We start from the raw sequence: 20,241 nt of genomic DNA, 5'->3' as shown, positions 1-20,241 counted from the left end.
GTATTCGTGTACGATGACCGCATGAATGAACGGGGGGAGCGGAGCCGCCAACGCCCTCGCACCGCGCCGAGTCTGTCCTTCTGGGTCGCGGGGCCGCTGGCTGTCGCGCTGCTCGTGTTCGTGGGTCCGGGGCTGTGGATCGCGGCGTGGGCCATCGAGGGCGCGATCCTGAAGAACGAGCTGGGCGTGCTCGCGCGGACGCATGACGAGTGGACCCGCCGCATGAACGACCGCCTGATCCAGGCGGAGGCGAGCGTCGCTCGGTACGGCCGCATGCTCACCTCGGCATTGCATGGAGTCGAGGGAGAGACCCCGCAGAGGTTCGACGCCCTCGTCGGGCCGTCGCGCGACGGCGGCATGGTGTCGCGCAACGCGGGCTTCGAGCCCAAGCGAGACGCCATCATCTGGCTGCCCGCCGGGTACCCGCTCGACGACCAGGAGAAGGTCTTTCTCCTGGAGCTGAAGCGCATGACCGAGCTGTACTCGGCGGGAGCGCCGGGCGAGCCCATCAACACCTGGCTCATCCCCAGGCGGAACGGGCTCGTGATGTACTGGCCCAGCTACACGAGCTACATCGACCAGGTCGACACGACCGTCGATTTCGTCAACTCGGAGTGGACGACGCTCGCGCTCCCGGCGAACAACCCGGAAGGAAAGCCGCGCTGGACGCCGACGAGCTACGACCCGGGGGCGCGCGAGTGGATGGTGAGCGTCGTTGTGCCGTTCTTCCGCGACGGGGTGTTCGCGGGGAGCGCCGGGCACGATGTCACGGTGAACGCGGTGATGGACAGCTTCCGGGAGCTCTCGCTGTATCCGGGGACGGAGCACGCCCTCGTGAGGGGCGATGGGACGGTGCTCGTCTCGAGCGTGCACCAGGACAAGATCCACGGCAGCAAAGGCACGCTGACGGTCGACTCCATCGGCGACGACGATCTCAAGCGCGCGTTCGAGGCGGCGAAGCGCGACGACGCCGCGGAGGCGCACGTGGTCGGCGGCACGGATCAGCGCGTGATCGTGGCGGCGCGCATCGCGGCGCCGGACTGGGTCCTGCTCACCGACGTCCCTCGCGCGGCGCTGCTCTCGTCGGTGAAGGGGCTGTACTGGGACTACTGGCTGCTCGCGGCGTTCTCGATCCTGGCGCTCGTGGCGCTGCCCGTGCTCGTGATCATGCGCGTGACCTTGCCGTCGGTCCGGCAGCTCGTCACGGCGGCCGAGCGGATCCGGGGCGGTGATCTCGATCAGCGCTTCGAGGCGTCAGGCACCCGGGAGTTCGTGCACATCGGCGACGCGCTGAACGGCATGGCCCAGCAGCTCCGCGAGACGTTCGCCGCCCTGGCGAAGACGAACGAGGAGCTCGAGCAGCGCGTCGAGCAGCGCACCGCCGAGCTCAAGGAGGCCACGGTCGCCGCGGACGCGGCCAACAGGGCGAAGAGCGACTTCCTCGCCAACATGAGCCACGAGCTGCGGACACCGCTCAACGGCATCCTCGGGTACGCCCAGATCCTGAGGCGCTCGAGGAGCCTGGGCGAGCAGGATCTGCGCGGCGTCGAGGTCATCGCCGAGTCCGGCGCTCATCTGCTGACCCTCATCAACGACGTCCTCGATCTGGCGAAGATCGAGTCGCGGACGATGGAGATTCACCCCAACGATTTCCATTTCCCGTCGTTCTTGAACGCGACGGCCGAGATCTGCCGGATCCGCGCGGAGCAGAAGGGGGTCGCGTTCGTGTTCAAGCCCGGCCCCGCGCTGCCCGAGGGGGTGCGCGCCGACCAGCGGCGCCTGCGTCAGATCCTGCTCAATCTGCTCGGCAACGCCATCAAGTTCACCGAGACCGGCAGCGTCACCTTCACGGTCGTCGAGGTGCCCGGCGGGCCACAAGGCGCGCGCAAGGATCTCCCGGAGGGCGGCGCGAGCCCCGAATCGCGGACCAAGACGCACAGGATACGCTTCGAGATCGAGGACACGGGGACCGGCATCGGCGCCGAGCACCTGGACCAGATATTCCTGCCCTTCAAGCAGGTCGGAGACAAGAGTCGCCACCGCGAGGGCACCGGGCTCGGGCTGGCGATCAGCCAGCGCATCGTCACGCTGATGGGCAGCTCCATCCAGGTCAGGAGCGAGCTCGGGAAGGGCAGCGTCTTCTGGATGGACCTGGCGCTCGCCGAGGCGCCCGACTGGACGGACACCGTGAGGCGCACGGAGCAGGGGCAGATCGTCGGCTACAAGGGCCCGCGACGGAGGCTCCTCGTGGTGGACGACAAGCCGGAGAACCGCGCCGTGGTCATCAGCATGCTCGCGACCCTCGGGTTCGAGCTGGCGGAGGCGAACGACGGCCAGGAGGGCCTGGACAGGACGGCGCGCGAGCGGTTCGATCTCATCATCACCGATCTCGCGATGCCCGTGCTCGACGGCTGGGAAATGATGCGCCGCATGCGAAAGGCGCCGGAGCTCGCAGGGACGGTCATCATCGCGTCCTCCGCCAGCGCGTTCATCACCGACCAGGACAAGAGCCTGAAAGCGGGCGCGGACGATTTCCTGGCCAAGCCGCTGCAGATGGATGAGCTGCTCGAGAAGCTCCAGCGACACCTCAAGCTGGAGTGGATCTACGAGCGGCAGGACGGCGCCAGCGAGGAGGCGGAGCCGAGCCCCAGCTCGGGTGTGACGAGCACCCGCGATGTCGTCCTGCCCCCGGACGAGGACCTCAAGGCCTTGCGCGATCTCGCGCGCAAGGGGCTCGTCAATCACATCCAGAAATACGCGGACAAGCTCGAGCTGGGCGACCCTCGGCTCGCGCCTTTCGCCAAGCACCTGCGCGAGCTCTCCGAGGACTTCCGGCTGGAGTCGATAGAAGAGCTCGTCGGCGGGCGCATCGACGGCGGCGCCCGATGAGGGCGTCGGGTTGAGATTTGTTGTGAGCGCAGTCATCCTCATGCAGCGTCGCTGGCGCGAAGAGTGAGATCATCCGCTGGAGAGGGCAGTGTGACGAACGTGAGTGATACCGGAACGGTCCTGATCGTCGACGACGAGCCGCGAAACCTGAGGCTGCTCCGCGACAATCTCTCGGGCTGGGGGTTCGAGATCGCGGCCGCGACGAACGGCCTGCGAGCCATCCAGCTCGCGAAGGAAGTGGCGCCGGATCTCATCTTGCTGGACGTGAAGATGGAAGGGATCGACGGCTTCGAGACGTGCCGGCGGCTCAAGACGGATCCGGCCACGAGCGACATCCCTGTCATCTTCATGACGGCGAGCACGGAGATGAGCGCGGACAAGGTGAAGGGGCTGAACCTCGGCGCCGTGGACTTCCTCCTCAAGCCGTTCCAGAGCGAGGAGCTGCTCGCGCGCGTCCGGGTGCAAACGAAGCTCAGGCAGCTGATGAAGAGCCTCGCGGCGCAGGTCGAGGAGCGCGTCGCCGCCGAGGCGGCGCTGCAGAAGCTCACGCACGAGCTGGAGCGGCGCGTGGCGGCGCGGACGGCCGAGCTCGAGCGGGCCCTGGAGGAGCTCACGCAGGCTCAAGCCGCCCTCCGCGGGTCGAACGAGCAGCTGGAGACCGAGGTCGCGCGCCAGACCGAGGAGCTCCGCAGGACGAACGAGCGGCTGACGCTGGAGCTCACCGAGCGCGAGCGCGCGGAGCTGGCGCGCGCGGCGCTGCAGGAGGAGATCATCCGGGCGCAGAAGGAGCGGCTGGCGGAGCTCTCCACGCCGCTCATTCCGATCACCGAGCGGATCATGGTGATGCCGCTCATCGGGACGATCGACGCCGGCCGGGCGCAGCAGGCGCTCGAAGCGGCGCTGAGCTGCGTGCACACGAACCGGACGGACGTCGTGATCATCGACGTCACGGGCGTGAGGCTCATCGACTCCGCGGTCGCGACCACGCTGATGGGCACGGCGGCGGCGCTCCGGCTGCTCGGCGCGACGACGGTGATCACCGGCCTGCGTCCCGAGCTGGCGCAAACGCTCGTCTCGCTCGAGATCGATCTCAGCACCGTGGTCACCCGGGGGACGCTCCGGAGCGGCATCGACTACGCGCTGCGACAGGTCCGCTGACGCCGTCTTGCCAGCGCGCCGGCGGGGCCGCGCGGGTGAGGCGGCACACCGTGGCGCACGGAGAATCGAACTCATGACAGTCGCCCTGTGCGACGACGTGGCCCAGAACACCGCCAGCGATAGGGCCGTGATCGCGCGCCCGCTTTTTTGTTGTTAAGCGTGTTTATTTTGCATAGCGTGAAAGCATGCTGCCATCATGCTGTCTGCGCCGTTTCTTGGCTGTCAGCGTAGGTGCTACGGCCATGTCCCTCGCCGCCGCTCTCCCCGCGTCGGCCGCCACGCCGTTCACGACATTCGAATCGGGCCAGGTCCGCCCCCTGGCCCTGTCGGCGAACGGCAAGCTGCTCTTCGCGGTGAACACGTCCGACAACCGGCTGGAGATCTTCCGCGTCGAAGCCCATCGTCTGCAGCTCAAGGCGTCTGTGCCCGTGGGGCTCGAGCCGGTCGCCGTCGCTGCCCGGGGCGACGATGAAGTCTGGGTGGTGAACCACCTGTCCGATAGCGTGAGCGTGGTCGACGTTCGGAGCCCCGAAAGGGCGCGCGTCGTCCGCACGCTGCTCGTGGGCGATGAGCCGCGCGACATCGTATTCGCCGGGCCGCAGCGCTCGCGGGCCTTCATCACCACGGCCCACCGCGGGCAGAACGCCCCCTTCGATCCGCAGCTCTTGACGCCCGGCGTGGGGCGCGCGGACGTCTGGGTGTTCGACGCGAGGCGGCCCGGGACGTCGCTCGGCGGCACGCCGCTCTCCATCGTGACGCTCTTCAGCGATACGCCGCGCGCGCTCGCGGTGACGCCGGACGGCAGCCGGGTCTACGCCGCCGCCTTCCACTCGGGCAACCGCACGACCGTCATCGACGAGAGCCTCGTGCCGGACGGCGGGGAGGCGGCGGGCGGACTGCCCGGGCCCGACACCAACTTCGAGGGGGTCCCCCGGCCGGAGGTCGGGCTCATTCTCAAGTTCGACGGGGCCCACTGGGTCGACGAGCTGGGGCGCCCCTTCGACGACGCGGTGCGCCTCTCGCTGCCCGACAAGGACGTCTTCGTCATCGACGCGCTCGCCAACCCGCCTCGCCAGGTGGACGGGCCAGGCGGCTTCTTCACGGGCGTGGGGACCGTCCTGTTCAACATGGTCGTGAACCCGGTGAACGGGAAGGTCTATGTGTCCAACACCGACGCCCGAAACGAGGAGCGCTTCGAGGGGCCGGGCATCTTCGCCGGCCACAGCGTGCGCGGCCACCTGCACGAGAGCAGGATCACCGTGCTCGGTCCGGGCGGCGTCGCCCCGAGGCACCTCAACAAACACATCGATTACAGCAGCTGCTGCGCGCCGGTGCCGAACGACGAGAGCGAGAAGAGCCTTGCGCAACCGCTGCAGATGGCCGTGACGCGCAACGGCGCGACCCTGTATGTCGCGGCGCTCGGCTCGGACAAGATCGGCGTCTTCGACACAGCGAAGCTCGAGAACGACACGTTCGTGCCCAGCGCCGCGAACCAGATCCGCGTCCCTGGAGGCGGGCCGACCGGCCTCGTCCTCGATGAAGACAGGCATCGTCTCTACGTGCTCGCGCGCTTCGACAACGCGATCTCGGTCATCGATACCCGGACCCGCCTCGAGGTCGCGCACGTGCCGATGCACAACCCGGAGCCTCCGAGCGTCGTCCGGGGGCGCCGCGTCCTCTACGACGCGTCGCGGAGCTCGAGCCACGGCGACTCGTCCTGCGCGAGCTGCCATATCTTCGGCGACTTCGACAGCCTGGCGTGGGACCTCGGGAACCCGGACGGCACCGCGGTGGAGAACCCGGGACCGTTCTGTACCGATCTCTTCGGCCAGGATACGAGCTTGCACCCGATGAAGGGGCCGATGACGACCCAGAGCCTGCGCGGCATGGCGAACCATGGGCCGATGCACTGGCGCGGCGACCGCACGGGCGGCCACGATGCGCCCACGTCCCAGCCGGACAGCGGGGTGTTCGACGAGCGGGCGGCGTTCAAGAAATTCAGCGCGTCGTTCGTCGATCTGCTCGGGCGACACGAGACGATTTCGGAGGAGGAGATGGACGATTTCACGGACTTCATCCTCCAGGTCACGTATCCACCCAACCCCATCCGCGCGCTCGACGACTCGCTCACGCCCGATCAGATCGCGGGGCGCGACTTCTTCGGGGGGCCGGTGTCGAGCATCCTCGGCGCCTCGTGCATCGGGTGTCACGCCGTCGATCCCGACGCCAACCCCGACGACTTCGCGCCGGGGTTCTTCGGCAGCGACGGCGGCTCGGCCAACGCCAACGAGACCCAGCTCTTCAAGGTCCCGCACCTGCGCAATCAGTACCAGAAGGTCGGGATGTTCGGCATGGCGGAGTCGTTCGTGTTCCCGTTCGGCGGCTCCAACGCGCACATGGGCGACCAGGTCCGCGGCTTTGGCTTCCTCCACGACGGCGCCGTCGATACGCTCGTCCGCTTCAACGCGTTCTCCGATTTCGTCCAGACGCCGGAGAACCCCGGCGGCTTCCCCGTCGACCCCGAGGGGGAGCTCCTGAAGCGCCAGGTGGCGGAGTACATGCTGGCGCTGGAGTCGAACCTGAAGCCCATCGTGGGCCAGCAGATCACGCTCACGTCGTCGAACGCGGCGGTGGCCGGCCCGCGCGTCGATCTGCTCATGGCGCGCGCCGACGCCGGCGACTGTGATCTCGTGGTCAAGGGCTGGTCCCACGGGGACGAGCTGGGCTTTGTGTACATCGGCGATGGCCGCTTCGACGCCGACCGCGCGCGCGCGCCGTGGCGGTCGGACGGCGAGCTCCGCTGGCTGGCCACGAGAGGCGGGAGCGAGCTGACGTATACCTGCGTGCCGCCCGGGTCGGGCGAGCGCATCGGCGTCGACCGCGACGGCGATGGCTTCCTCGACGGTGACGAGCGGGACGCCGGCAGCGACCCGGCCGACCCGGAGAGCGTTCCGCGACGGGGACCGCACGGCTCGCACGGACCGCACGGGCCGCACGGACCGCACCCGCATCGCTGAGCGGAACGATCGCGCCTGCGCGCTCACCCGCCCATCGACCGGTGAGCTGCCGCGGACAGGTGCTTCCCTGACAGCAATGCTTCCGCAGCGCTGGTGGTCCGTTGCTGCCCTCGCAGCACGTCGCGGGGCAGGGGAGGGGCGGCGCTTCGAGCTCCGCCGCTGCGCCCGTGGCTCTGGCGCCGGGCACGGCGCTTGCGCTCTGGGAGCGGTGATCGCGTGCGGCGGTCGCGCGGCGACGTGCCCGCGCGCGCACGTGAAGGACCGAGACCGAGGACACCCCATGAGCGACAATCAGCGGAAGATCCGTTTGGGCGCCTTCTTGCCTGGCGCAGGCCACCACGTGGCGGCCTGGCGGCACCCGCAGGCGCAGGCGGACGGAGGCATCAACTTCGCGCATTACAAGCGCATCGCGCAGGCGGCGGAGCGGGCCAAGCTCGACGCCGTGTTCCTGGCGGACGGGCTCGCCTTGCAGAACCGGCCCGGAGCGCAGGGCCGCACCGCTTATGGGGCCAGCTTCGAGCCGGTCACCTTGTTCTCCGCGCTCGCGGTCGTCACCGAGCGCATCGGCTTCATCGCCACCGCGTCCACCACGTACGAGGAGCCTTACCTGCTGGCCCGCAAGTTCGCCTCGCTGGACCATATCAACCAGGGGCGGGCCGGCTGGAACGTGGTCACCACCGGCGGCGGCGAGGCGGCGGGGAACTTCGGGCTCGACGCGCACCCCGACCACGCGCAGCGCTACGTCCGGGCGCGCGAGTTCGTCGACGTGGTCACCGGCCTGTGGGACAGCTGGGAGGACGACGCCTTCCTCCGCGACAAGGCGTCCGGGGCTTACTACGATCCGGCAAAGCTGCACACGCTCGATCACAAGGGGAAGTTCTTCTCCGTTCGAGGGCCGCTCAACATCCCGCGCCCGCCCCAGGGACACCCGGTGATCGTGCAGGCGGGATCGTCGGAGGCGGGCAGGGAGCTCGCGGCCGAGACCGCCGAGGTGATCTTCACCGCGCAGCAGACGCTGGAAGACGCGCAGGCCTTCTACGCCGACGTCAAAGGCCGGATGGCCAAGTACGGGCGGCACCCTGACCAGCTGAAGATCATGCCGGGGGTGTTCCCCGTGGTCGCCAGGACGGAGTCGGAGGCCAGGGCGAAGTACCAGGAGCTGCAGGATCTCATCTTGCCGGAGGTCGGGCTATCGCTGCTCTCGGGCCTGTCGGGCGGGGTCGATCTGTCCGCGTATCCGGTGGACGGGCCGCTCCCCGAGCTGCCCGAGACCAACAACAACAAGAGCCGGCAAGCGCTGATGTTCGATATCGCGCGCAAGCGCAACTTGTCCATCCGGGAGCTCTACCTCTGGGTGGCTGGAGCGCGCGGGCACTGGACGATCGTGGGCTCGGTGGAGCAGATCGCGGATCAGCTGGAGGCGTGGTTCACGCAGGGCGGCGCCGACGGGTTCAACGTGATGCCGCCGTGGCTCCCGGGCGGGCTGGACGATTTCATCGAGCTGCTGATCCCGGAGCTGCGGCGACGTGGGTTGTTCCGAACGGAGTACGAGGGCCGCACGCTGCGGGAGAACCTCGGGCTGGCGCGGCCGGTGAACCGCCACGTGGCCGGCGCGAAGCCGCGGGCGTCGGCGGCCTGAAGGCGCCGCTCCCGTGCGAGGGGGTGCCTGGTCGCGCGCGACACCGCGTCGGCGCGTCTCACCGCGTCACGCGCTCTCCCTCGGCCGGCACGGCGGCTCGATGTACGGCGCGAGGTAGCGACAGACCGCCTTCTTCGCCTCCTCGACGTAGAGCGCGCCCTGCTGCTCGTCCTGCTGTGCGGCGAGGGCGAGCAGCGTCGATGCCATATACAGCGCGCTCTGCGCGACGACGCGCCGCTCGGCGGGCGCGAGCGCGGGCGTCAGCGGTGAGAGGAGCGCCTCGACGCGCGCCGAGAACTCGTCCCCCCACGCCGCGGCCGTCGACAGCATCGCGCCGGACAGCTGCACGCCGAACCACAGCTCCCGGTAGCCGGGCTCCGACCTGTAGAACGCTGCGAGCGCGTCGATCCAGCGCTCGGTGAGCTCCCGCCACGAGCCCGGCGGCGCCTCCGCGAGCGCCGCCTCGGTGCGCGCCCGCAGCCGCTCCAGGTAACGCCCCGTCAGCGCGTGGAGCACGGCCTCCTTGTTCGGGAAGAACTCGTAGACCGAGCCGATGGACGTCCGCGCCCGCGCCGCGATGGCGTTCGTGGTGATCGCGTCGAGCCCGCGCGACGCGAGCAGCGCCGCCGTGGCGTCGAGGATCCGCTCCTTGCGCCGCTGGCTCCTCGCCTGAAGCGGCACCCGGCGGGGCGCGGTCGACGGCGGCTTCTTGCGCTTCGTGGCCATGCGCCGAGCGTACTTGACAACCTGAGCAAAAGATCGACTATATCCGAGTGAAAGCTCAACTCTTAAAGCGCCTCGACCAGATCGGGCAGATCGAGCCGCCTCGCGCGGCGCCGGCCGGCGCTACGCCGGTCGGCGCTACGCCGGTCGGCGAGGCCGCCGGGCGAGCGGGCGCGCCTCGACTTGGCTGGCCGGGGCTCGCCGCGGTCTCCGCAGCGACGCTCGCCTACGCCGCGTACCCGTCTGCCGCGGAGGATCGCGCCATCGGCCTCGCCTGCTTCGGCGTCGCGCTCGCCTCCCTGCTCGCCGTGGCGCGCGCGCCGGACCGGGCGGTGCTGCTCGCCCCGCTCCTCGCGGCGCTCACGCTCGCGCCCGCGGCGGTGGGGCTCGCCGTGCCCTGGCCGCTCTCCCTGGCCGCGCCGCTCGTCGTGCTCGCGCTGCTCGCGCGCGCCGTGCCGGCGCTGCGGTCGTCGATGCCGCCGCTGCGGCGCGGGGCGTTCGGGCCCGCGGTCGTCGGCTGGATCGCGGCGGTCGTCCTCGTCTCCGCGCTCGCGCTCGTGCTCTGGGTCCGGCTGATGCGGCCCGATCTGTCGCAGATGCGGGCCCTGCTGCCGCCCGTCTCGCTGCCGCTGTTGCTCCTCGGCGGCCTGGGGTTCGCGCTCTTCAACGCGCTCCTCGAGGAGGCGGTCTTCCGCCTGGTGTTCCTCGGATCGCTGGACGCCGTGACGACCTCCGGCTGGACCGCGGTGCTCGTCCAGGCGGCTGCCTTCGGGCTCCTCCACCTGAACGGCTTCCCGAGCGGGGCCGTTGGCGTCGGCCTGGCGGTGATCTACGCGGTGATGCTCGGCGTGCTCCGGCGCCGCGCGGGCGGCCTCCTTGCGCCGTACGTGGCGCATGTCGCCGCCGATCTTACCATCTTCGCGCTGCTCCTGACCTGGACGCGGTGACCCGCGGCTCCGTCGCTTCGCCGGCGGGCTCTGCGGAGAAGCAGGACGCCTGGCTGCCTGCGCAGGCCGCTCGGAGCCCTTGCCGCTGACGGGCGGCGGAGTAGCGTCCGTGAGGGCACGCCGCCCCGCCCGAGGCACCATGAGCATCCAGGTCCCCATCGGCATCGACGACTTCCGCCGGCTCCGCGAGCTGGGGCTCGAATATGTCGACAAGTCGCACCTGATCCAGGAGCTCGTCGACAGGCCGGGCACCGAGGTCGTCCTGCTCCCGCGCCCGCGGCGCTTCGGCAAGACGCTCAACCTCTCCATGCTGCGCTGTTTCTTCGAGCGGCGCGCTCAGGATCTCTCCCCGCTGTTTCGTGATCTCCGCATCTGGCAGGCCGGCGAACCGTACCGCGCGCACTTCCAGCGCTACCCGGTGCTCCACCTGACCTTCAAGGGCGTGAAGGCGGAGAGCTTCGATGCGTTCTGGGAGGGGGTGCAAGACAGGATCGCGCGTCTCTTCGACGAGCACCGTGACCTGCTCGGCAGCGGCGCGCTGAGCGAGCGTGAGGCCCGGCGGTACCGCGAAGTCCTCGACGGCACGGCCGGCAGGATCGCGTACGAGACAGCGCTGTTCGACCTGTCGAGCTATCTCCACCGCTTCCACGGTGAGCGCGTTGTCGTCCTCCTCGACGAGTACGACGAGCCCCTCCACGCCGGGTATCTCCACGGCTACGCGGCGCAGGTCATCGGTTTCTTCCGCGCGTTCCTCACCGAGGGCCTCAAGGGCAATCCGCACCTGTTCAAGGCCGTGCTCACGGGCGTCCTGCGGGTGGCCCGGGAGAGCATCTTTTCAGGTCTCAACAACGTGGCTGTCTACTCGCTGCTGGCACCGGAGTTCGACACCTGCTTCGGGTTCACGGAGCCCGAGGTCGAGTCGCTCCTCGCGAGATTCGGTCGGCCCGAGCGGCTCCCGTCCCTGCGCGCCTGGTACAACGGGTATCTCTTCGGCGACACCGTCGTCTACAACCCGTGGAGCGTCATGAACTTCCTCTCCCGCGAAGACGGCGCGCCGCAGCCCTACTGGGTGAACACGAGCTCGAACGATCTGGTGCGCGAGCAGCTGGAGCGGCGCGCGCTCGCGCTCGAGCCGGCGTTCGCGGCGCTGCTCGACGGCGGCAGCGTCGAGCGCATGCTCGACGAGAGCGTGTCGCTCGAGGATCTCGATCGGAGCGACGAGGTGCTATGGAGCCTCCTCGTCTTCACGGGATACCTCAGGGCCGAGAAGCGCTCGCGCGGGCCGATGGAGCAGCCTTCACACCTGCTCTCGATCCCGAACCGCGAGGTACGTGGCGTGTACTCGACGATCTTTCGGCGGTGCATTGAGCTGGGTGCGGCGAGCGTGCCTTTCGCCGTCGCGCGATGAAGCTCAGGCGCGCTGGAGCAGGGCGCACCTTCGTGCGCCCCAGCGATGTACCGCTCAGCCGCAGCCGGTCGCGCCGCTCGGCTCTCCCGCCGCCGCGCGCAGGCGCTCCTTGATGTCGTCGGACAGGCACATCCGCGAGACCATGTCCTCGAACGTGTCGCGCCGCCGGATCAGCCGGCTCTTCCCGCCGTCGACGAGCACCTCGGCCGGCCGCAGGCGGCCGTTGTAGTCGTAGCTCATCACGTGGCCATACGCGCCCGCGTCCATCAGGACGACCACGTCCCCCTCGGCGACGTCCGCGGGGAACTCGCGCTCCGGGATCCACATATCCGTGTTCTCACAGACCTGGCCCGTCATCGCCATCGGGGCCGTCTGGCCGCGGCGGCCGTTGATCCGCACCTCGTGGTAAGCGCCGTACATCACCGGGCGCGCCATCGTGTTCATCGAGATGTCCGTGCCGATGATCGTCTTGTATCCCTGCTTGATCGAGATCACCCGCCCGAGCACGTAGCCCGCGTCCCCGACGAAGTAGCGCCCGGGCTCCATGACGAGGCGCGGCTCCTTCAGGCCGTGCTCCGCGCACTTCTTCCGGACCATCGCGGCGATCCCGCGGGCGACGGCCTCCACGTCGAGCGGCGGCTGCTCCCGCCGGTAGGGGATGCCGAGCCCGCCGCCGATGTCCACGAACGCGAGGTCGAAGCCGAGCTTCCGGGCCACCGGGCCGATCAGGTCGAGCAGCTTGCCCGTGACGTGCGCGAAGTTCTCCGGCTTGTTCGCCTGCGAGTGAGGCATCATGTGCACCCCGAGCCGCTCGACCCCGTTCTCGAGCGCGGTGCGATAGGCCTCCTCCACGTGGCGCGGGTGGATCCCGAACTTCGCGGACGGGCCCGCGAACGGCTTCAGATCGGGGGTCGCGATGTCCTCGCCGCTCGGGTTGATCCGGAACGACATGCAGCGCGGCTTCCCGAGCGAGAACAGGCGCTTCAGGATGCCGTGATCATCCACGTTGAAGTTCACCCCGGCGCGCAGCCCCGCGGCCAGGTCCTCGTCCGAGAGGCTGTTGCCCGTGTAGATGATCCGCTCGCCCGGCAGCCCGAGCGCCTGCGCCAGGCGGATCTCGTTCGGGCTCGCGGCGTCCACGCCCGAGCCCTCGTCGACCAGGAGCTTCGCTATCTCCAGGTTGTTGCACGCCTTGATGGCATAGAAGACGGACACCTCCGGGTAATTGCCGCGCAGCGCCCGCGTGAGTCGACGGAAGTTCTCCCGGATGCGCTCGGCATCGTAGGCATAGAGCGGTGTTCCGTAGTGCTCCGCGAGGTCGCGGACCGAAATGCCCCCGATCTTGATCTCTGCCTCTTGCATACTCCTCGTGGCGTCAACGCTTCAACTTTGAGAGACAACCTGAAGAAACCGTTCGCAATTCCGCGGCACAGCCTACCATGTGCCCCCGGTGGCCGGAAGGGGCGCGCCCTGCCTCGCGGTCCAGGGAGGCCGCCGGTAGCCGCGCCCGCGCCCGCCCCGCGCCCGCGCGTCCCAGGCGCTCGCCCGGAGCGCCTGGCGCGCGGCTACTTCGCGGGGCCCCGGCTGGTGAACAGGTGCCGCCAGAGCGCGCCGAGCCCGCCCACGAAGAGGGAGCCCTGGCGCTGGTCGATGTCCTCGACCGCGGCGGGGTCGAACGGCAGCTGCTGCGGGTCGATCACCTCGAGCAGGGCGCGCTCGTCCGCGGTGGGCGAGGGGTGGAGCCGCAACCGGCACGAGCTCCCCGGCCTGCGCGGCCCGGTCGACGGGCTCGCCAGCCCGTCGAGGCAGGCGACGAGGTCGTCCACCCGATCGAAGTCGGCGTCCCCCAGGTGCTCGCCGATGAGCGACGCGCGCGCCGCGCGGATCGAGCGGCCCAGCGCGTCGTCGGGGTCGTCGGTCTCGACCGAGGCGTTGATCTCCGTGTCGATCGAGAGGCTGCGGTTCGTCAGGTTGGCGGAGCCCACGGTGAGGAAGCGGTCGTCGACGATCATCACCTTCGAGTGGATGTACGTGGCGCGCTCGGCGGTCTCGTCCTCGCCGCACGCCGGCAGGGTGTAATAGACGCCGAGGTGGTGGCCTGTCTCGGCCGCCACGTCGCGCAGCCCGCCGAGCACCTTGGCCTGGGAGAGGCCGACGGCGATCTGCTCCTTCATCGTCTCGGCCTCCATGTTGAGCAGGAGCACCACGTCGAGGAGCGGCCGGCCTTCCGCGCGCATCCGCCGCGCGAACGCCTCCGCGATGACGTGAGAGGTGAAGTACTGGGTCTCGATGTAGATGAAGCGCTCCGCGGCGTCGATGGCGTCGAGGAAGAGGTCGCGTATCTCCGTGCGGTGCGGGACGCCGGTGGGCGCGCCGTGCGGATCGGTGCGGCTCAGCGTGACGCGCGCCGCCGCGAGCGGGATGCCGCCCTCGGGCCGGTAGTCGGGGAACGTCGGATCGGCCTCGTCGACGTCCGGCAGCGTGATGTCCACGCCGCCCGCGCGCCGCCAGCGATCCGTGAAGATCTCGGTCAGCGCCCGCGCCACCGCGCGGCCGCGCAGGGTTGCTTGTACGTCGTGAAACGGCTTGTGCGGCTCTCCTCGGCTGACGCGGAGCGGGTTCTTGTTCGCGTGGCTGCGGTCGTCCCAGCGGTGGTCGCAGAGGTCGAGGCCGCCGAGGAACGAGAGCTCGCCGTCCACCACCACGAACTTCTGGTGGTGCGAGGCGCGCTCGACGTGGGTGGCGTCGAAGAGGAAGCGCAGGCGATGGTTCGTCCACTCGAAGACGAGCTGCTGGAGCCACTCGCGCTCGAGCGCGAACACGAGGTGGAAATCCCACGCGAGGATGAAGATCTGGAGATCGGGGCTCTGCTCGCAGAGGTGGTTCAGGAACTTGAGCAGCGTGATCGGGCTCGACACCTGCTCCTCCCTGCCGCCCCGGAGCAGGGCGACGTCGCTGTCGAACTGCCAGCCGGCGAGGAGCAGGTACCGCCGCGCCCTGGACGCGACCCGGTAGAACTCAGGGTAATACTCGTCGGCGTCGACCAGCAGGCCGATGTCGTCCACCGGGGTGTCGCACCACGTGTGGCGACGAGGATCGATGATCGTCCGTGCGCCCCTCATCGCGATCGCGCGCCTACGGCTTCAGGTGCTCCTCGATGAGCCGCTTCAGGCCCGCGACGTCGAGCCGGGTCCCGCTCGCTTCGCCGATGACGGCGAGCCGCTCCGCCTCGTCGCGCGAGAGATCGGGGCATATCCACTCCAGCAACGCTGCCCAGTCCGGCGCGCCATCGCAGCTATAGCAGTCATCGGGGATCGGCGTATTGTCGGGGAAATTCCGGAAAACCAGGTACGGCATTGCATCTACCTTCGTGCCGGGATCACGATCGCATCGTCCTTGCATCGTCACCGCGGCTCGCGCTCGCGCTCGCGCTCGTCCGTCGAGCGCTCGCCACCTCGGCTATGGCGCCGGCGGAGCCAGGGAGCAAGCGTGCTCGGGGCCGCTCCGGCCGGCGGGCCGTGCCCGGCGTGGGGGGCGGCGCGTGTCCAGGGGAGGCGCGGGAAGGAGGTCGCGCGGCGCGCGATGGCGGTCGGGTCATCGCGCTGGCACGACCCACGCGCCGGCGCTCGGCCGTGTCAGGGGGCGCAGCCGATCCGATCCGGCGCGACCGCCACGTCGTCATACCACATCGTCCGCGCCGGGCCGTGGAAGCCGAGGTAGCCGAAGCTGAACGTCTTGTAGTTGAGCGTCTTCACGCCGGTCTTGTCGATGATCTTGGTGCCGTTGGCGTAGACCTGGACGCCGCCCTTGGCGCCGTCGAAGTAGGCCTCCATGCAGTGCCACTGGTCCTTGGGGAGCTTCACACCGTTGCTCCCGCACCGGGTCTCGCCGCCCGTGGACAGGGTGACCTCGTCGTGCAGGTTCAGCACGAGCTGGCAGTACTGCTCGGCGACCTCCATGTTGTCGCCCGCGTTCGGCTCGCCGTCGCCCGTCATGGCCTGGAAGTAGGCGTTGTGGTCGGACTGGCCGAGATCGACGCTGCTGCGCACGTAGAGCCGGACCCAGAACGTCGAGCCGGGCGACGGGACGGAGAGCATCCTCCAGTCGTAGCCGCTGGCCCCCGGGTTCACGCGCAGCGCGCGCGAGCCGGCGTGGAAGACCGATGTGTCGATCGCCATGTTCTTCAGCGCGTCTTGCGCCTGGTACGAGGGGCGGTAGGTCGCGCCCTCGGGCAGCCCGTCGCCCTCGAAGTCGGAGCAGAACGTCGCGCTCGCCGGGCACCCGCCCGCCGGCGTCCCGCTGCCGGTGCTCGACGTGGCGCTCGTCTCGGGCGTCCCGGTGCTCGTGGTGCTTGTGCTGCTGCTCGTGTCGCCGCCGCCGCCGCTGCTGCTGCTGGCGCTGGTGCTGCCGTTGCTGGTGGTGCTGCCGTTGCTCGTGGTGCTGCCGCTGCTGGTGCTGCCGTTGCTGCTGCTCGCGGCGGGATTGCCCGTGCCCGAGCTCACGCTCGAGGCGCCGCCGGTCCCCGCGCCGCTGCCGCCCGCGCCCCCCGTGTCCGAGGAGTCGCCTGCGCCGTCCGAGCAGCCCGCCGCCGCGGCGGACAGGGCCAGACAGGAGATCCCAACCCAGGTGAAGCGTGTGATTTCGCGATGGAAAGTCATGTTGATGCCCGAAGGGTGATAGGCCCGTTCGCCGGAGCTGCGCGCTGCCGCAGCGCGGCACGTCTGCCGGTGATCCTTAAGAAACTGCCGCTGCGCCGAGGCGCCGCCTGCGCTCGACGCGGCTCACAGCTCTAGCAGAATTCGCCGCACGTCGGGAGGCGTTCTTCCGGGTCCAGATGGACCGTAAACTTCTCAGCGGAGCGGCGGGCGCGGACGGCGCGGCGCGGACCGCGGGATCCTGGGCGTGACCGAGCTGCTCGGCCGCCAGCACCGCGGCGAGCGTCTCGCCGGCGCAGCCCTCGCGCACGGCCCTCGCGGCGACGGCGGCGAGGGCCGCGCTCACCGCGACCGCGCCCGTCACAGCGGGAGACAACGTGGATGCACGGAGCGCACATACTCGTCGGCGTCGCCGGCGATCTGAACGACGGCGCTCCCCATCGGGCATTTGACCCCGAAACCCGTGCTGTGCACGTTGCCGATGCCTGGGCCGACATGGATGTTGCCGTCGCCCGTCTTCCACGCCTCGACCGTCTGGCACAGCAGCTCGACCCGGTAAACCTGGGTGTCGACCCAGATGTTGATCCCGACCAGGACCTGGTTCGCAGCGCAGATCACGCTGCCCGGCCCGCCTCCGTTGCCGCCGGCGGTCACGGTCTGGAAGGCGGTGCCCAGGGTGCCGTCGCTGGCGAGCGGCGCGCAGATCAGGCCGATTTGATCGATCGAGCCGCCGCTCCGGCCGTGGACGCCCACAGCCACGTTGCCGCTCCCACAGGCGATTTCGTAAGAGATGTCGCTGCCCGCGCCGCCAGCGCCGCCCGTGCCGCCGCCGCCGCCGGCGCCGCCCATGCCGCCGGTGCCGCCGGTGCCGCCGGTGCCGCCGGTGCCGCCCGCGCCGCCCATGCCGCCGCCGGCCGTCCCGCCGCCCGTGCCGCCGGCGCCGCCGCCCGTCGCGCCGGCGGAGCCCGAGAAGTCGAGATCGTCGACCCCGGAGATCGCGTTGCATGCCGCGCTCCAGCACACGAAGGCGAGCGCCGCGGCCATGACCGTCGCGAGAGGCTTCGTCGTCCGGGCTGCTGCGTGTTCTCTCATCAGAAGCTCCCGTGGCAGATGATCTGGCCGGGCCCGAAGCTCGTCCGGAGGGCTGACGAGGCCGGGGAGCCGAGGCGCGCGGCGGGATCAACCAGGGGGGGTCGGGTTGGCGGCATGAGGTCTCCCCTTCGGGATCGAGGTCTCGGTGCGGGCGATGGTCTGCTTTGCCGAGGCCTGGCAGACCCGGGGGGGCGGTCGCCGTGCCGGGGGTGGTGGGGTCATTTGAACATGAAGGCGGGAAGGCGGGAAGAAAATCATCAATGATCTTCCCGCCTTCCCGCCTTCATGTGACATCTCTCTGGGCAAATGCCCCCACCACCGTGCCGGGCGGCCAGCGACGAGGGCAGCCAGGACGTCCGGCGTGACCATACCTGCGAGAATGGCCGGAAGGAACCCGAACGTCGCCCCGGAGGCCTTTGCGAAAGCGTTGCCGGCGAGCGGCCGGCCCTTGCCGGGGAGGCACGGGCCGGGGCGTGCGCGGGCGACGCCCCTCTCGCCGCGGATGCATGGCGACGCCATGGCGGATCTGCGACGTCGCGGGGAGCGCCGGGACGTGTCTGTCAGATGGGTGGGGAGTCGTGCCTGGGACTGAAGGAGCCCGGGCGCGTGGCGCGCGGGATGTTGATCCCGCGCGCGATCATCATGCGATAGTCAAGGCCGAGCGCTCACTTCATCGACACGTTCACGCTGGCGCTCCCGCTGCTCTGATAGCCCTCCACGACCATCGAGACCTCGTACAGGTTCCCCAGCTTCATCCCCAGGCGATCCCACGCGTTGAAGTGGTTGGCGACGCTGATGGTCCCGCTCGTGCGCTTCTGCTGCCGGACGCTCCAGAACTGATAGAAGGTCGTGTTGCCCTCGATCGACGGCTGGTTGACTCGCTGGGTACGATAGATGTCATAGGTGCCTCCGTCGCTGGTGACGGTGCCCATGAACCCTTGGCCGCCCGGCGGACGCCAGGTGCCCCAGCTGTCGATGATGTAATACTCGATCAGCGGGCCCTTCGTCCACCCGTAGACGCCCAGGTACGAGTTGCCGTTCGGCCGGTAGTCGGCCGAGTAGGTCACGATCTGGTTCTTCGACCCGGGCCTCAGGCCTTTACGGCCCAGCAGGTTGTTGATGTTGTTCCATTCGACGTTGAAGCCGTTCGCCGTGTTGGTCTGGCATCCGCTCCCGGTGTCCTTCCAGTACTCGAAGGTGTAGCCGCAGTGGGTGCCCGTCTGATTGCCGCAGACCTGCTGGTTGGGTGACGTGCACGTGCTGCCGCCGGAGCCGCCCGACCCGCCGGAGCCGCCCGACCCGCCGCCGCCGGCGCCGGCGCCTCCCCCGCCCGAGCTGCTGCTGGACGAGCTCGAGCTGCTGCTGGACGAGCTCGAGCTGGTGCTGGACGAGCTCGAGCTGGTGCTGGACGAGCTCGAGCTGCTGGACGAGCCCGAGCTGATGATCGTGCCGCCGGAGCCGGTGACCGAGGCGATCGTGGGCCGCCCGCTGCCGCTCGCGCAGAAGCCCCACTCCGTCGAGGTGCCAATGCGGACCGAGCCGTTGAAGTCCACGTTCGTGGCGCTGAACTGGCCGTTCGACTCCGTGAATTTCACGTTCCACGGGTTGGGCTTCGTCGAGCCGTTGAGCGCGACGACGACGTTCCAGCCGGTGGTCGCCTGGTCGCGGGAGTTGTTCTTCACCGTCACGTTCGCGCAGTAGCCGCTTCCCCAGTCCGAGGTGACGGCGACGCTCGCCGACATCGAGCGGTCCGCGCTCTCCAGCGCGCCCTCCTGAGCCTCGATGTCCTCGTCCACGATGTTCTCGACGCTGCACGCCAGCAGGCCGCACGCGATCGAAGCGGACAAGTAGCCAAGTAAGGGAACGATGCGCATTTAAGATTCTCCATGATCGGATCGGCGGAGTCGCGGGTCTCTGTTCGAGATGGATCGATGAACCATCGAGACAGACGCGAGCCCTCCGAGCCATTGGTTAAAGTTCGAAATTTCCGGCCAGCGTGCTCGTGATCCGGAGATCACGGATGCGCCCGCGGGCCTGCGCCGACCACATGCCTGGCAATCACGATGTTTGTCGGATAGATGCTCACATGCGAACACCCCGTGTGACGGGGCCGGGCATCAACTCGGAAAAAGCAAGAACAACTCGAACGCGCAGCCGCAAGAAGCAAGTAGCCCCGGCATGTTCACCCGGAGTAGGCCCCTGTACGATCCTGCAACCGACTGCGGCCCCCGGCCGAGAGCGGTCCGGAACGTCAATGTAGATTGGCATATTCACACAAACAGGAGGTCAAAGTCAAGACTCTTTTCTAAGTCGCGTTTGCTTTTGCTTTTGCTTTTGCTTTTGTACACCTTGCCCGGCAGCGCCTTGGCGTGCTGTTTGTATTGTAAGGGCAAGATCCAGCCACGTTGCGCGTGTAGGTCCGAGGATAGAACCCAGATTTGTTCACTCTCCTGGAAAAGCGACGAACTCTCGAGAAAAAGCGGCCTCCGGCCGAGCTTGGTCATCCGGTCTTGCGGTGAAACTCCACGCGGAACGGTGCCTGACCGTCAGGGTCGAACTGATGCAGCGCCTCTGACACGACGTTCCCGGGGCGTCCCGGATCGAGCGGCATCTCTCGATTGCTGGGCCTGTCGGTGCGATAGCGGAGCCGCCCGGAGACCATGTGGACCACGCCCCACACGCCGGGTCTCGTCGCATGGTGTGACGAGCCTCT

14 protein-coding genes and 1 pseudogene are annotated in these 20,241 nt (G+C 69.3%); 6 read left to right on the top strand and 9 right to left on the bottom strand.

Features of this window, described 5'->3' with window-relative positions:
- The first annotated feature begins 21 nt into the window (after nucleotides 1–21).
- The 4 genes from WMF27_RS27685 (at nucleotide 22) to WMF27_RS27670 (ending at nucleotide 8,703) form a co-directional block, all read left to right on the top strand.
- Complete coding sequence (locus WMF27_RS27685; protein WP_437765860.1) at nucleotides 22–2,889, top strand: ATP-binding protein; 2,868 nt, start codon at nucleotides 22–24, stop codon at nucleotides 2,887–2,889.
- 90 nt (nucleotides 2,890–2,979) lie between these two features.
- The gene (locus WMF27_RS27680) at nucleotides 2,980–4,047 is read left to right on the top strand and encodes a response regulator (RefSeq protein ID WP_437765861.1); all 1,068 of its coding nucleotides are present in this window, start codon (nucleotides 2,980–2,982) and stop codon (nucleotides 4,045–4,047) included.
- 242 nt (nucleotides 4,048–4,289) lie between these two features.
- Entirely contained in the window at nucleotides 4,290–7,064 is a 2,775-nt protein-coding gene (locus WMF27_RS27675; RefSeq protein WP_437765862.1) for a beta-propeller fold lactonase family protein, read from the top strand.
- 280 nt (nucleotides 7,065–7,344) lie between these two features.
- Complete coding sequence (locus WMF27_RS27670) at nucleotides 7,345–8,703, top strand: LLM class flavin-dependent oxidoreductase (protein ID WP_437765863.1); 1,359 nt, start codon at nucleotides 7,345–7,347, stop codon at nucleotides 8,701–8,703.
- A 66-nt stretch (nucleotides 8,704–8,769) separates the two neighbouring features.
- Here the strand turns inward: WMF27_RS27670 and WMF27_RS27665 are convergent, their stop codons facing one another.
- Nucleotides 8,770–9,429 (bottom strand): TetR family transcriptional regulator, encoded by a 660-nt coding sequence (locus WMF27_RS27665; protein ID WP_437765864.1) that lies wholly within the window; start codon nucleotides 9,427–9,429, stop codon nucleotides 8,770–8,772.
- Between the two features lie 47 nt (nucleotides 9,430–9,476).
- Here WMF27_RS27665 and WMF27_RS27660 point away from each other — a divergent pair, with 47 nt between their 5' ends.
- Together WMF27_RS27660 and WMF27_RS27655 are read left to right on the top strand one after the other, a co-directional pair.
- Entirely contained in the window at nucleotides 9,477–10,373 is an 897-nt protein-coding gene (locus WMF27_RS27660; RefSeq protein ID WP_437943127.1) for a CPBP family intramembrane glutamic endopeptidase, read from the top strand.
- A gap of 139 nt (nucleotides 10,374–10,512) precedes the next feature.
- Nucleotides 10,513–11,781, top strand: a complete 1,269-nt coding sequence (locus tag WMF27_RS27655; RefSeq protein ID WP_437765866.1) for an AAA family ATPase — start codon at nucleotides 10,513–10,515, stop codon at nucleotides 11,779–11,781.
- Nucleotides 11,782–11,835: 54 nt separating this feature from the next.
- On the opposite strand, the gene lysA is transcribed toward WMF27_RS27655, so the two are convergent.
- The 8 genes and pseudogenes from lysA to WMF27_RS27615 form a co-directional block, all read right to left on the bottom strand.
- On the bottom strand, nucleotides 11,836–13,143 hold the full coding sequence (lysA, locus tag WMF27_RS27650) for a diaminopimelate decarboxylase (RefSeq protein ID WP_437765867.1): 1,308 nt from the start codon (nucleotides 13,141–13,143) through the stop codon (nucleotides 11,836–11,838).
- A gap of 203 nt (nucleotides 13,144–13,346) precedes the next feature.
- Nucleotides 13,347–14,903, bottom strand: coding sequence for a phospholipase D-like domain-containing protein (locus tag WMF27_RS27645; protein WP_437765868.1), 1,557 nt, complete (start codon nucleotides 14,901–14,903; stop codon nucleotides 13,347–13,349).
- 13 nt (nucleotides 14,904–14,916) lie between these two features.
- Nucleotides 14,917–15,138: a hypothetical protein gene (locus WMF27_RS27640; protein WP_437765869.1), complete on the bottom strand. Its 222-nt coding sequence runs from the start codon at nucleotides 15,136–15,138 to the stop codon at nucleotides 14,917–14,919.
- Between the two features lie 278 nt (nucleotides 15,139–15,416).
- Nucleotides 15,417–16,439 carry a hypothetical protein gene (locus WMF27_RS27635; protein ID WP_437765870.1) on the bottom strand — a complete coding sequence of 341 codons (1,023 nt, stop codon included), beginning with the start codon at nucleotides 16,437–16,439 and terminating at the stop codon, nucleotides 15,417–15,419.
- 357 nt (nucleotides 16,440–16,796) lie between these two features.
- Nucleotides 16,797–17,528 carry a hypothetical protein gene (locus WMF27_RS27630; protein ID WP_437765871.1) on the bottom strand — a complete coding sequence of 244 codons (732 nt, stop codon included), beginning with the start codon at nucleotides 17,526–17,528 and terminating at the stop codon, nucleotides 16,797–16,799.
- Between the two features lie 665 nt (nucleotides 17,529–18,193).
- The gene (locus tag WMF27_RS27625) at nucleotides 18,194–19,375 is read right to left on the bottom strand and encodes a glycoside hydrolase family 11 protein (protein ID WP_437943126.1); all 1,182 of its coding nucleotides are present in this window, start codon (nucleotides 19,373–19,375) and stop codon (nucleotides 18,194–18,196) included.
- 423 nt (nucleotides 19,376–19,798) lie between these two features.
- Nucleotides 19,799–20,032: a hypothetical protein gene (locus WMF27_RS27620; RefSeq protein ID WP_437943125.1), complete on the bottom strand. Its 234-nt coding sequence runs from the start codon at nucleotides 20,030–20,032 to the stop codon at nucleotides 19,799–19,801.
- A pseudogene (locus WMF27_RS27615) lies at nucleotides 20,029–20,220 on the bottom strand (DUF1971 domain-containing protein); the annotation flags it as partial. The gene WMF27_RS27620 and the pseudogene WMF27_RS27615, both read right to left, overlap by 4 nt.
- Between the last annotated feature and the right edge of the window lie 21 nt (nucleotides 20,221–20,241).

This window comes from Sorangium sp. So ce281, from assembly GCF_051527395.1.
In the GTDB taxonomy this organism is placed as follows: domain Bacteria; phylum Myxococcota_A; class Polyangia; order Polyangiales; family Polyangiaceae; genus Sorangium; species Sorangium cellulosum_B.
Note: the sequence above shows the minus strand (reverse complement) of the source record. Positions and strands in the feature narration are given on the sequence as shown.